Source organism: Fluviispira sanaruensis, from assembly GCF_004295685.1.
Classification (GTDB): domain Bacteria; phylum Bdellovibrionota_B; class Oligoflexia; order Silvanigrellales; family Silvanigrellaceae; genus Silvanigrella; species Silvanigrella sanaruensis.
Map to the genome: position 1 here is coordinate 2986205 of NZ_AP019368.1, position 12369 is coordinate 2998573.

At 34.2% G+C, this 12369-nt stretch carries 12 protein-coding genes and 1 tRNA gene; 6 read left to right on the top strand and 7 right to left on the bottom strand.

Annotation, left to right across the window (positions count from 1 at the left end):
* Positions 1 to 94 precede the first annotated feature (94 nt).
* From EZS29_RS12525 to EZS29_RS12535, 3 genes are read left to right on the top strand one after another with little or no spacing between them, the layout of a single operon-like run.
* Positions 95 to 1045, top strand: a complete 951-nt coding sequence (locus EZS29_RS12525; RefSeq protein ID WP_130611262.1) for an ABC-three component system protein — start codon at positions 95 to 97, stop codon at positions 1043 to 1045.
* On the top strand, positions 1045 to 1293 hold the full coding sequence (locus tag EZS29_RS12530) for an ABC-three component system middle component 8 (RefSeq protein ID WP_130611265.1): 249 nt from the start codon (positions 1045 to 1047) through the stop codon (positions 1291 to 1293). The genes EZS29_RS12525 and EZS29_RS12530 overlap by 1 nt, the downstream gene beginning before the upstream one ends.
* The gene (locus tag EZS29_RS12535) at positions 1280 to 3082 is read left to right on the top strand and encodes a DUF2326 domain-containing protein (protein ID WP_130611268.1); all 1803 of its coding nucleotides are present in this window, start codon (positions 1280 to 1282) and stop codon (positions 3080 to 3082) included. The genes EZS29_RS12530 and EZS29_RS12535 overlap by 14 nt, the downstream gene beginning before the upstream one ends.
* A 28-nt stretch (positions 3083 to 3110) precedes the next feature.
* Here EZS29_RS12535 and EZS29_RS12540 read toward each other — a convergent pair whose 3' ends face one another.
* From EZS29_RS12540 to EZS29_RS12570, 7 genes are all read right to left on the bottom strand, one after another.
* A complete protein-coding gene (locus EZS29_RS12540; RefSeq protein WP_130611271.1) occupies positions 3111 to 4280 on the bottom strand; it encodes a response regulator in 1170 nt (389 codons plus the stop codon).
* 144 nt (positions 4281 to 4424) lie between these two features.
* Positions 4425 to 4499 (bottom strand) — tRNA-Asn (locus EZS29_RS12545).
* Positions 4500 to 4621: 122 nt separating this feature from the next.
* The gene (locus EZS29_RS12550; RefSeq protein WP_130611274.1) at positions 4622 to 5284 is read right to left on the bottom strand and encodes a DNA polymerase III subunit alpha; all 663 of its coding nucleotides are present in this window, start codon (positions 5282 to 5284) and stop codon (positions 4622 to 4624) included.
* A gap of 23 nt (positions 5285 to 5307) precedes the next feature.
* On the bottom strand, positions 5308 to 6741 hold the full coding sequence (locus EZS29_RS12555) for a DUF4340 domain-containing protein (RefSeq protein ID WP_130611277.1): 1434 nt from the start codon (positions 6739 to 6741) through the stop codon (positions 5308 to 5310).
* Positions 6738 to 8393: a motility-associated ABC transporter substrate-binding family protein gene (locus EZS29_RS12560; protein WP_130611280.1), complete on the bottom strand. Its 1656-nt coding sequence runs from the start codon at positions 8391 to 8393 to the stop codon at positions 6738 to 6740. Before EZS29_RS12560 ends, EZS29_RS12555 begins: the two co-directional genes overlap by 4 nt.
* A gap of 3 nt (positions 8394 to 8396) precedes the next feature.
* Positions 8397 to 9125: an ABC transporter permease gene (locus EZS29_RS12565; RefSeq protein WP_130611283.1), complete on the bottom strand. Its 729-nt coding sequence runs from the start codon at positions 9123 to 9125 to the stop codon at positions 8397 to 8399.
* Complete coding sequence (locus EZS29_RS12570; RefSeq protein WP_130611286.1) at positions 9122 to 10102, bottom strand: ABC transporter ATP-binding protein; 981 nt, start codon at positions 10100 to 10102, stop codon at positions 9122 to 9124. The genes EZS29_RS12565 and EZS29_RS12570 overlap by 4 nt, the downstream gene beginning before the upstream one ends.
* 171 nt (positions 10103 to 10273) lie before the next feature.
* On the opposite strand from EZS29_RS12570, the gene EZS29_RS12575 reads away from it, so the two are divergent.
* The 3 genes from EZS29_RS12575 to EZS29_RS12585 all read left to right on the top strand — a co-directional run bounded on the left by EZS29_RS12575 (position 10274) and on the right by EZS29_RS12585 (position 12342).
* On the top strand, positions 10274 to 10771 hold the full coding sequence (locus tag EZS29_RS12575) for a response regulator (RefSeq protein ID WP_130611289.1): 498 nt from the start codon (positions 10274 to 10276) through the stop codon (positions 10769 to 10771).
* Positions 10772 to 10777: 6 nt separating this feature from the next.
* Positions 10778 to 11563 carry an amino acid kinase family protein gene (locus EZS29_RS12580; protein WP_130611292.1) on the top strand — a complete coding sequence of 262 codons (786 nt, stop codon included), beginning with the start codon at positions 10778 to 10780 and terminating at the stop codon, positions 11561 to 11563.
* A gap of 86 nt (positions 11564 to 11649) precedes the next feature.
* Positions 11650 to 12342, top strand: a complete 693-nt coding sequence (locus tag EZS29_RS12585; protein WP_130611295.1) for an NAD-dependent epimerase/dehydratase family protein — start codon at positions 11650 to 11652, stop codon at positions 12340 to 12342.
* Positions 12343 to 12369 lie beyond the last annotated feature (27 nt).

Below are 12369 nucleotides of genomic sequence, written 5' to 3' on the forward strand. Positions count from 1 at the left end.
AAATAATTTTAAAAATTTATTTGATATTCAATAAAAAATCATTTATTCCTAACTAGAACTTTGATTCATTCATACTTGAGGGAAACATTGCACAATGAAATATGCTTATGAAGACATAAGTCCAGATCAATTTGAAGAGTTAATTATTTTAATTTGCCACAAATTGTTTGGAATTTCTGTGCAGTGTTTTTCTAAAGGTATTGACGGAGGAAGAGATGCTAAATTTATTGGCAAAGCCGAAGCATTCCCAAGCAAATCTTCTCCATGGAACGGTATTACAATTATTCAAGCAAAACATACTAATGGCTATAATCGAAGCTGCTCCGAAAATGACTTCTTTAATACTTCTGCAAAAAGCAGTATCATTCTCGAAGAAATTGATAAAATTAAAATGCTAAAAAAAATTGGCGATCTTGATAATTATATATTATTCACCAATCGAAAGTTAACTGCGAATATGCAAAATGAAATTCATAATTTCATTTCATCTGCTTGTGATATTCCAGTGCACTCAATTTACATATATGGTGTGGAACAAATTGAATTATATTTAAAAATCTACCCAGATATAATAAAGATTGCAAAAATTGATCCGCTTGATTCTCCTCTTATTATCAGTCCAGATGATCTAGCTGAAGTTGTAGAAGCTTTTGCAAAATATAGGGAAATCATAAAAAAAACAATTGAGCACCCACCAAAGCCAAGAATAACTTATATGGAAAAAAATGAAATTAACAATATGGACAGTGAATATGCAAAATCACTCTTAAAAAAATACCTAAAAGAAACTGCTCAAATTAAAACATTTTTAGCTGCTCCAGAAAATTCTCATTTACTTGAATCATATTGTGCGAGTGTTGAAGAATTTAATTTTAAAATTTTTTCACATAGAAAAAGTTATCAAGAATTCAATAAAATACTTGATTATATTTCTGACATGCTTTTTTCTAGAGATCCAGTCTTGAAGAAGACCAAGAACAAAACAATCACCCGAACAATGCTATTCTATATGTATTGGAATTGTGATATAGGAAAGGAGGAATAATGCTTAGGCCTTCTAAACATTCTCATCCAGATTATACCGTGATAAATATATCATTTTTGATATTAAAACACTTAAAAAAAGAACGTATAGAAGATTATGAAAAACTAAAAAAAATAATTAAAAAGAAGTTTAATGGAAGCAATAACTTATTCTTACCTTCATTAAATTTTCTTTTCTTGCTAGGATTAATTGAATATAGACCAAAATCTGATACTGTGGAGTATTTAGGTAACAATGAAAATTTCTAAAATATACTGCAATAAACCTGAAATATTTCAAGCTGTTTATTTCAACTCCGGACTCAACGTCATTATGGGAGAAATCCGTCTCCCTGAAAACAAAATGAAAGACACACATAACTTAGGTAAATCTACACTTGGACTTATTATTGATTTTTGCTTGTTATCAAGTCCTAAATCGTCTTTTTTCTTATTTAAGCAAAAAGAAATTTTTAAACAATTCTCATTCTTTATTGAAATCGAACTTTTTGATAGCACATTTATTACAATTCGTAGAAATGTTGAAGACAATACGAAAATATGCTTTAAAAAACACAAATTAAGTAAACAAGATTTTAATCAGATCCTACCTCATGAATGGGATCACTTTAATCTCTCTATCGATAAAGCAAAAGATCTTTTAGATGGACTTCTTGATATAAAACCAATCAAACCATGGAGCTACAGAAAAATAGTTGGCTATTTGCTTCGCTCACAGGATGATTATAAAGACGTATTTCTATTAAATAAAAATATGAGATCAGCTCATTCTGATTGGAAACCATTTTTAGCTCATATTTTTGGTTTTAATGCTGATTTAATTAATTTTCATTATAAAAAAGATAAAGACCTGAACGAAATAAAAACACAAGAAAAATTTTTAATGAATGAACTAGGAGATATAATTGATGAAATAAGTAAAATCGATGGAATTTTGCTGCTGAAACAAAAAGAAATTGAAAAAAAACAGATTCTATTGAATTCTTTTGATTTCAATCTTCAAGACATCAATAAAACAGATTCACTCGTAAACAAAATCAACGAAGATATAGCAGAACTCAATTCTATGCGTTATTATTTAGTGCAAAATCGAAAAAAAATCAAAAATTCTCTTGCAAACAACAAAATTAATTTTAATCCAGACGACGTGCAAAAGTTATTTAAAGAAGCGGGTGTTTTTTTTGAAGGACAAATTAAAAAAGATTTTGAACAGTTAATAGCTTTCAATAAAGCGATTACCGAAGAAAGAAAAAATTATCTTAAAGAAGAATTAGCTGAAATTGAGCAAAAGATAATTAATATAAACAAAGAACTTGAAGTTCTAAACAAGCAACAAGCTGGATCTCTTTCCTATTTAAGCGAAACGGATATTTTCAATAAATACAAGCAATTTTCTGATGATATTGTAACTTTAAAAGCAGATGCATCTATTTTAGAAAACCAAAAACAAAAAACTCATCGTCTCCATAGTCTTCAAGCACAAATTAGATCATTAAATGAAGAAAAAAGTCATATACAAAATGATATAGAATTAGATATTAAAAGTATAAACTCTGATAGTCATAGTTTATACTCTTTAATTCGAATTTTCTTTAATGAGATTATTGAAAATATTCTGGATAGAAAGGCTCTATTAAGTATATTTACAAATAGAGAAGGGCACTTAGAGTTTAGAGCGGATATTCTTGATGAGTTAGGGAATACTACCAATCAAGATGATGGGCACACATATAAGAAACTATTATGTATTGCATTTGATATGGCTGTACTAAAAGCTTACCTTAGTGAAAGATATCCTAGATTTGTTTTCCATGATGGTGTTTTTGAATCATTGGACAGACGCAAAAAGGAAGTTCTATTATCAACTCTTAGAGAATATGCAAATCTTGGTATACAACAAATTATAACTATGATTGATTCTGAAATTCCTAATGATATTGATAATAAGAATAAGCCATTTATTTATCCAAATGAAATTATTTTAAAACTGCATGATGACGGTATTGACGGTAGACTTTTTAAAATGAAATCTTGGTAATGCCTTTCAATCCCACATTTATTTTAAATCAACTCGCGCGGGAAGTTTTCATGACAGATTGATTGGGAAAGTTTTTTTGTTGTTTTAACTGATAAGATAAAATTGCTTCAAAAAGGCGTTTAGATAAATTTTGATTTTCAAATTCAATTCCAATACACCATTCACCGGATTCAGAACTTGTCCATGAAATTTTTCCTGACATAGATTGTATGCGATGGGTGATATCTTTTTCTACCACCTTTTTCTTAGTGTTCGAAGATAAAGTAGAAAGTGATGATGATTTTTTCTGCTGCTTTTTAGCTTTTACTTCTGCAGCTTCTACCTTTGTTATACCTTTTTTACTTTTTTCCTGTGTTACCACAAATTCTTCTTGTGAATTTGTAATATGAGAAATTTTTGAGAGCTCAAGCACGCTGCCACTTTCAATATCTGAATGCGATGGCAGTTTTAATGTAACAGAACTTCCTGAAGAAATTATTTCCATACTCGCTAACAGTAAATTCCAATCCGTTAATCCAGATTTCCCCTGTTTACTTGGTTTTAATTTCACACCGCTCAAAGAACAATCTTCAATAATTCCGCAAAAATAAATTGGTATAGGCTCTACAACTTCTGCTTTATCCTTTGTTAGTTTTTTCTCCTTAAGATTTTTCCCGCTCTTTTTTGTTACCTTTTCTGTCTTTGTCTCAACTTTAGCTCCAACAGCTTTTTTACTTTTTTGTGGTGCTAATATCTGCTGAAAAGCAAAAACACTTTCATTTTCAAGCAGCACTTCGGCAAAGACAGGTAAATGACAAGCAACCCTCTTTTGAGTTCTTGTCTTTACCTCACAAAAGCGCTGTGCCACAGCGATCACAACTTCAGGATTCACCGGTTTCTTCAACCAACTCTGGCAGTCAGCATAGGGAAGCAATGACGTTTCAATGGACTGAATCACATCTGGTCGATCAAATGCTGTGATTAAAATGGGGGTATCATACAATTTTTTAAGGTGCAGAGCTGTTTTTGCTCCATTCAAATCTGGCAAATCAAAATCAATGATAAAGGCATCGACACCTTCGCTGCACTTAGCCAATTGAAGCGCTTCTGCAGATGTCTTAGCCACAAGAACCTGTATGCCAGGATAATGATCTTTGAAAACTTCACTGGTCATGACGAGACTGGCTTTGCTTGAATCGGCAATTAAGATTTTCTTCACTTTTTGACTCCCAAGGGTTGAGCTCGCTTGAGAGATTATAATCCGAAAGAATAAATACTTGTGTGACAAAAAATATAAGTGGGAAAAAATTTGTCTATTTGAAAATAAATGAAAAACAAGGAGTTTCGCGGCTAGGATGAAGAATGGCTCCCCAGGGGTGGATTGAACACCCGACCAAGTGATTAACAGTCACTTGCTCTACCACTGAGCTACTGAGGAACGTCTTCGTGAAAGTGTGTCTACATAATCGCGAGAGAGAGGTCAAGTCGATTTAAAAAAAATTTTTCATTTTTTTTATTTCATGTTTTTTTGCTCTATTTTGAGAAAAAATATGCCTATTTTTAAGGAATAAGTCCGTCTGCCGCCAAAACATCGCTTTTTTCCCAGGCAAACTCCCACTTATGAACTCGCTGCTGCCCGCTCACAAGTGGGCGAAGTATGTCGAGGCGCTTCAGGCGACGGTGAAAATTTCCAGGATCGATTTCTTGGCTTGAAAGCATACCCACAAGCAAACGAAGGTCTTGGATTGAAAAGACTTGCGAAAGGAGCTCAAAGGTAAAGGTTGTATTTTTAACCCACAGTGGAACTTGATTGAGGCACTCCCTTAAAAAAAGACGGCTGTCAGGAGCTAAAATAGAGTCTTGGGAGAAAAGATTTTCTGCATCAAGCCAAACCCCCTTCGCATGCGAAGAAAACTCCTGGGGGAGAGCGATAGCGCGGACAATGGCGATACTTTGGGATTGTTCAAAAAGGAGATCTCTATCATAGACATCAACAATACGATCTTTACAACGAGCAGAATTGAGCCAATTTTCTAAGTCAGCAAATGGAACTCCTGAAAGAAGATCTCTTAGAATTTGGCGCGTTCCACCATGTAAATGAAGGTCTTGCTTCAGCATAATGCTTGGGAAAGTCTGTCTGTCACTTGTGGGATCTTTGGTCACCAAAACACGAAGGCTATCGCTGACTGCAGCGATAGGTATCAAAAAAAGTTCTGTTTTCAAAAGAAATTACTCCATCTATTTTTTTACTGACGCGTGGACGTATCACCAACTGAATAGAGTTGAGCAAGCAGTGAAAGCCACCCAGCTTCAACGATATACACGGTGGGAGCATCTGAACGCTTTAAGTACACACTTTTTTCGTTATTTGGAACCCTGTTGCCCACAATAATTTCAATAGACTTTGACTTAGAATCGGATCCGAGCAAAAAGGCAAAAGTCTTAAGTGGCTTAGTTAAACCAAATTTCACAAGATCTTCATTGGTTGCGTTTAAAATAAGATCATCCGCCGCCATCAACTCCCAATTGGAAAAAAAAGTCAAAACCTCGGCATTTGGAGGCTGAGAAACTGAAGGTTGTTGCGTTTCTGACTCAACAAAATACCAATTATTGTCTTTTCTTAAATATGTAGAGTTCGACAGCTTTATGCCGGATATATGATCTAAGTTTACGCCAAGTAAAACTTGTCTATTGCGAAAATACTTGTCTTTGGGGATAAGATCGCTCCAAAGGTCAAGGTTCAGCTGAGCAACAGCACCGTCCTTCATTGTAACAAAAATACCATCCTTTGTAATTCCATATTCGAAATTTTGTAGAGTTTTTCCTGCAGAGTCTTTAAAATTGACCACCCCAGCAGGCGGCAGTAAGTTGAATTTCTTCTTTAATTCCGGAGTAACTTCTGAATTTTCATAGACTTTCTGCCCTAGAAGCCCTTGGTAACGGCCTAAAAACTCATCAATAAAAACACTGTCTCCAGGCCATGCGTAAGGCTTTTGCATTTCCCATTTGTTGTTCTTATCCTTTACCAAAATAATATCGTTCTCATGGGACTTTATTTCAAGAAAAGCCACATCAGCCCCTTGAAAATCCCCCACCCTTTTACTGCGGAAATCGGAGAGCATTTTATTTTCAAGAACTGAAATAAAGCTATTATTAACCACTAAAAGCAACTTTTTTGCTGGGTTCATTGCATAGACTGACGAGGAATTTAAGCTTGCCCCACCCTTTTTTCCAATATCGAGATCATGACCAATAAAAAGCTGTTTGATTTCAGAATTTTTTAAATCAATTGTCACAGAGTTCTTTGTATTTTCTAAGCCAAACTCCGTTAACATGCCCTTATCACCTTTAAGAGCTGGTTCCGTCCGAGGCAATTCTTGCTGAACAGCAATCTGCTGGATCGCAGCTAAAATATTATTGACAGCATCTTGATCGGCGGCAACAACAATTGGAGAAATAATTTTCCAAGGAGATGTGAAGGTATCGCGCGCAAAAGTAAATACAGAATTTTTGTTTTGCACGGTAAATTTAATAACATCTTTTGTATCAAAAAAAATTGCATATGTTGTTTCTTTTTGCCGCTCTTCCTTTTTTTCGGTCATATAATTATCACCGTAGTAAACGCCAACAAGAGCGCCAATTGCAACAATTCCAAGTGCTACTTTAATTAAATACTTCATGCAGATCTCCTCTTAAACCATATAAACAAACCTGATATGGCTGTAAATACCGGTAATATGCCAGCAAAAAAGGGCAGCCATCTCCCTGGATAAAGAGACATATTAAATTGCTTTGGAGTGAAATCACGTGGAGGTATAGAGACCAATTCTTGATCCTGATATAGGTGCGCAACTGTTATAGGCAAAAGATTTTCACTGATTGGATTATCTCTTGCATAAGGTCCCAATATGCTAAAACCAAAAACAACAACTTGCGCTTTATCTTTAACAGGATCTGTTTCCTTATTTAATATTTTTTCTACCGCTAGGTTTGAAGCCCCAGAAATATCAAGACTGACACCAATAGTCCAGATTTTATTTGCATCAAAATTTACATCAGGAGACAATCTGAATGGTGCCATTAAATCAATTTTATTTCTGACTTCAGGTGCTATTGTAATAGGTGCTGCACTATATGCTGAAAGAAGATTTGTTGCATTTATTAAAACTTTTCCAGTTGAATTTTCATTTGCAAGAATTGAAATAGGACGGCCACCATCAAGAGGCATAATGGCTTGTGCACCATAAACATCTGCAAAAACTTTTGTGATAGGAGAATCTGGATTAAAATTACTCGCCAAAACTGGGGGTCTAGAAAAATTTTGCTTTACAAGCTGCTGACCAATTGGTGTAGAAGTATTTAAAGTTAATAAAATAGGATCTAATTTTAAGTTCAACTCTGCGTATAATTTCTCAAGCCCTTGCTCACGATAAGGATTTACTAATAAAATTAAACTTCCACCAAAGCCTATAAAGTTTCTTAAAATATTTTGAACTTCTTCTCCGTATACTAGATTATTATCTCCCGCAATCAAGACTTTAGCTTCCTGAGGTAAGTTACCTTGCTTTATATTCCACTCTTTTACATCGTAAGATTTTGCTTGTAATACGCTTACAATATCTGAGTAACTGCGTCCAGAATTATCAGGATTTACGCTCGGTTCACCACTACCAGATAAAAAATAAACCACTTTTTTGAATTTAACTAAATTAATAATAGCATTTGTTAATCTACTTTCAGTAATAACTCCATCTATTTCACTTTTATTATTACCACTCATTAAAACAAGGCGAGAAAAACCTGAAGGCTGAATTTTCTGAACCATTGCTTTATCAGTTAAGCTCAATTGACCTACATTTATAATTTGAGGTGATGTTTTCATATATAAAGATAAGAGATCAATATTGCTGTCACAATAATTTTCACTTAGATTTGATGATGGAACACAGATAATTTCGACAGGTTTGCTGAGAGAAGTTAAAACTTTAACACTTTCAGGAGTTAAAGAGTTTATTTTATTCGAAGTCAGGTCGAAAGTTTTTGAGAAATTATTTTTATTTAAAACAACAGCAAGACCAATAATAAGACACATTCCAATCAAGCTTGAAATAATGGCTTGAGCAAAATATTTTGGTGCATACTTTTCTGAAGTATTTTCTTTGCTATTATTATTCCCCAATGGAGAGACTAAATAAGCAAGAATAATAGCACCTAATAGAACTAATCCAATCGGAAAGTATTTATTGATTAAAACCAAGTTTTCCCACATGAGACATGTAACAAATATTAAAAAAAGAGTCGCAATTGAAAATTCAAGTTTATGCTTTTTCATTATTTAAAATCTCCATTTTTTACTTTCCATAACAAAACGGCATAAGAATAGAAAAACAGAAATGATTGCAATATATGTTGCAATAGAACCAGTTTTAATCATGCCTTTTGTAAACTCTGAACTCAGCTCTAATAAATTAACACTGTGTCTATACCAGTCTGGAATACCAGGAAAAAAACCCGAGAAAATAAATAACAGAATAAAAAATGCAGATCCTAAATAACTAATAATAGGATTTTTTGTAAATGAGCCAATAAAAAGCCCAATAGCAACAATAGTTGCACTGTTCAAAATAAAACCAATCCATCCACTTAACAAAACTTTTAAATCTGGTTCTGTAAAAATAATTGAATACAGCGGATAGAGGGCCATAAAAATACCAATGACACCGAAATACAACATTACACCTAAAAATTTCCCATAAACGATTGCCCATGTTGAAATCGGTGCTGAAGCTTGCAGCCTATAAGTGCCATTTCCCAGATCTTCACTCATCGTTTTCATGGTAAAAGCAGGAATAATAAATATATTTATGTAATTTAAAAAATTCAATATCTGCCCAAAAATATCTGCAACAGGATCGATGGACTGCCCTCTGATCAATAACATTTGCACCACAATATAAAACACAATTCCAGAAACTAGAAAAATAATACAAGCAGCAATCCATCCTAAAGGTGTACCAAAAAAACCTTTAAAATCTCTTCCTGCAATGGCTAAAGTCACACTCATATAATTTCTCCTGTAGGGGATATTTGAGCCTGATGATGACCAGGTTGTGAACGAATCACTTCAAAAAATATTTCTTCGAGACCCTCTTTTTTTTCTTCAATACCTATTAAAGGAAAATTTTGTTGAACGATCTGTTCTGTTACATTAGCAATATTTTCTCCCCCCGAGTCAGCCCAAAACTCATTTCCAAATTCGACCAATATAGAATTGTTTTTCTGTGACAATGATTTTGCAGATTTTACATAATTTCTTTGCTGAAACCAATGCAAAGCATGTTCTGTTTTTGAAGCAAATGTATATAAATAATACAACGGTTTTGAATTATCATTTTTAATTGAAGTTTTTGCTGCAATATGACCATTATTTATAATAATAACTTCATCACATGTAGCTTGCACTTCAGATAAAATATGCGAACTTAAAATAACAGTTCGTTCACTTGCTATTTTTTTTATTAATTTTCTAATATGTAAAATTTGATTGGGATCGAGACCTTCGGTCGGTTCATCAAGGATTAAAACCTCTGGTCGATGGATAAGAGCAGCGCATAGCGCTACGCGTTGCCGATAACCTTTCGATAAATTCCCAATTATCCTTTCCGTGACATCACTCACATCACAATCTTCTATCACTCTTTCAACAGCAGATTTCCTATCTTTTCCACTTATACCTCTCAATTTTGCGACATATTGAACAAAATCTCGAACCCGCATTTCCTTATATAATGGAGGATTATCAGGGAGATAACCCACATGGGCTTTAACATCTTGTGCTTGTTCCACGATATCATAACCACAGATCTGGACACTTCCAGAACTTGGTCCCAATAAACCCGCTAAAATGTCCATTGTTGTTGATTTCCCAGAACCATTCGGTCCTAAAAACCCGCAAACTCGCCCAGTACCAACCGAAAAGTTTAAACCATGTAAAACTTTTCGATCGCCAAAGAGTTTAACAAGTCCTTTTACTTCAATCATTTAGACCTCCTCAAAACAGACTCGACTCGGAAAGAAAACCGGCAGAAATTTACCGTCAAATAGTCAATATCCTAATGGGTAAGAGTGATATTAGCAAATTTAAGGAAATCAAAGAAGTAACCGATCTCTAATAAGGTTAATAAGTTACAGATATTTGAAAAGGCTTCTTGCATGAAAAAACGAAATTTTGGAGACCAGACTTTTGCTAAAAGAGTTGCTGCTCTTAACAAAAAAGCTATGGCTCATGAGCATGTTGTTAATTTAGATGCCTATAGAGCCGCTTCACGCAGACCAGAAGCAAAAACAATTCTTGTTGTCGACGATGAACCCGTTATGCGCAATGCTATTAAAAGAATTTTTGAAAAAGATAATTTTAGAGTTTTAATTGCAAAAGATGCAATGGAACTTTCTAAAATAATTGAAGACACAAAACTTGATCTCGTTTTACTCGATATTCAACTCCCATGGGTTGATGGATATGAATTGTGCGCCCTGCTAAAGTCACATCCTCTCCTGAAAAATTTGCCAGTGGCTTTTGTTTCAGGCAATAAAACAGAAGAGGATATTCGCAAAGGCTTTGATGCAGGTTGTGATGAATACATTACAAAACCTTTTGAGGTAGAAGCAATTCAGCGAATGGTGAATCAACTATTGTTGAAAACGAGTTAGCTAACAATGAGCCCTAAAAAAAAATGTATTGTTCTTAAATTTGGGGGAGCGTCGGTGCGTTCTCCTGAATCTTTTTCATCTATTGCAGATATCATTTTACAGCGCAAAAAAGAATATGAAAGAGTTGTAGTTGTCGTGAGTGCTATGGGCAGCACGACTGACGATCTTATTGCTTTGGCAATGAAAGTAAATCCCAACCCACCACGGCGTGAACTTGATATGCTCATTTCCGTAGGAGAACGTATCAGTGTTGCTTTGCTTGCCATGGCTCTTTCCGCAAAAGGGAGTGAAGCAATCAGTTTTACCGGAAGTCAATCTGGTATATTAACGACAAACGATCACTCCGACGCTAAAATTGTAAACGTAAAACCTCACCGTCTCATTCCACACTTAGAATCCGGAAAAATCGTTATCGTTGCAGGCTTTCAAGGAATGAGTCTTGCAGGCGAAATAACAACCTTAGGCCGAGGGGGGTCGGACACTACAGCTGTTGCCCTTGCGATTGCTTTAAAAGCAGAACTTGTTGAGTTTTTTAAAGACGTTTATGGTATTTATAATATTGACCCTAAGCTTGACAAACAAGCAAAATTATTGTCAATATTAAGCCACAAAGAGGTATTAAAAATCGTAAATGAGGGTGCTAAAGTTCTCCATGCACGTTGTGTACTTCTTGCCGAAAAAAATGCAGTGCCACTGAAAGTTCTGCCCTTTGCTCATTATGAAGAAAAAAATGTTGGCACTCTTATTGAATCAAACGAAAAAACGGATTTACATATTTCCTACGAAGTTTGATATCATGCTTAATACAAACTTTATGCAAGTTTGCAGATCGACGTTCTAAATTCTTAATTTTCCTTAGCTAAAGGAGATTATTAGAAATGAAGCAAGTTGTTATTGTAGGCGGCAGTGGTCTTGTCGGAAATCATATTTTAAATGTTTTAGCGCATAAACAAGATATAGCAGTCACTTCTCTCGTACGAAAAGTGGTTGGAGACGCTAATATCCCTTCAATAAGTGAAATGATCTTTAATTTTGAAGATATAAATGAATATAAAAAAATCGGTTCAGAAATTAAGTGCGATATTTTTTTCTGTTGTATTGGCACAACTATTCGCAAAGCAAAATCAGCTGAGAATTTTTTAAAAGTTGATCGTGATTACCCTATTTCATTTATTGAAAATATCAAAAAAAACTCACCAAAAACATTATTTGTTTTTGTCTCCAGCATTGGGGCTGCAAACCCGCGAGGTCTTTATTTAAGTGCAAAAAGCGAAGTCGAAAATGCATTGAGAAAGAGTCTGTTACCTTATATTATCGCTCGACCAAGTTTACTTATTGGTAAAAGAAAAGAGTTTCGTCCAGCTGAGCAATTGGGTGGAATTATTTTCAATAAAATAGACAACTTTCTTAAAAAAATAAATATCAGCGAAGCACTTGCTATTAATAAATATGTTCCTATTAAAGCGACAGAAGTTGCAGAATGTCTCGTGCATAGAGCGATTCATTATGACAAAACTGTACCTGGAATCGTTATAGAAGGCAGAGATTTTAGTAATGTAACTAATTCCTGAGTAATATAATTCAGGCTTTGATATCTA

What these genes read in the sequence shown, in the direction of transcription:
- EZS29_RS12525 (WP_130611262.1), top strand. Translation starts at nt 95, where the DNA reads ATGAAATATGCTTATGAAGACATAAGTCCAGATCAATTTGAAGAGTTA.
- EZS29_RS12530 (WP_130611265.1), top strand. Translation starts at nt 1,045, where the DNA reads ATGCTTAGGCCTTCTAAACATTCTCATCCAGATTATACCGTGATAAAT.
- EZS29_RS12535 (WP_130611268.1), top strand. Translation starts at nt 1,280, where the DNA reads ATGAAAATTTCTAAAATATACTGCAATAAACCTGAAATATTTCAAGCT.
- EZS29_RS12555 (WP_130611277.1), bottom strand. Translation starts at nt 6,741, where the DNA reads ATGAAGTATTTAATTAAAGTAGCACTTGGAATTGTTGCAATTGGCGCT.
- EZS29_RS12560 (WP_130611280.1), bottom strand. Translation starts at nt 8,393, where the DNA reads ATGAAAAAGCATAAACTTGAATTTTCAATTGCGACTCTTTTTTTAATA.
- EZS29_RS12565 (WP_130611283.1), bottom strand. Translation starts at nt 9,125, where the DNA reads ATGAGTGTGACTTTAGCCATTGCAGGAAGAGATTTTAAAGGTTTTTTT.
- EZS29_RS12570 (WP_130611286.1), bottom strand. Translation starts at nt 10,102, where the DNA reads ATGATTGAAGTAAAAGGACTTGTTAAACTCTTTGGCGATCGAAAAGTT.
- EZS29_RS12575 (WP_130611289.1), top strand. Translation starts at nt 10,274, where the DNA reads ATGAAAAAACGAAATTTTGGAGACCAGACTTTTGCTAAAAGAGTTGCT.
- EZS29_RS12580 (WP_130611292.1), top strand. Translation starts at nt 10,778, where the DNA reads ATGAGCCCTAAAAAAAAATGTATTGTTCTTAAATTTGGGGGAGCGTCG.
- EZS29_RS12585 (WP_130611295.1), top strand. Translation starts at nt 11,650, where the DNA reads ATGAAGCAAGTTGTTATTGTAGGCGGCAGTGGTCTTGTCGGAAATCAT.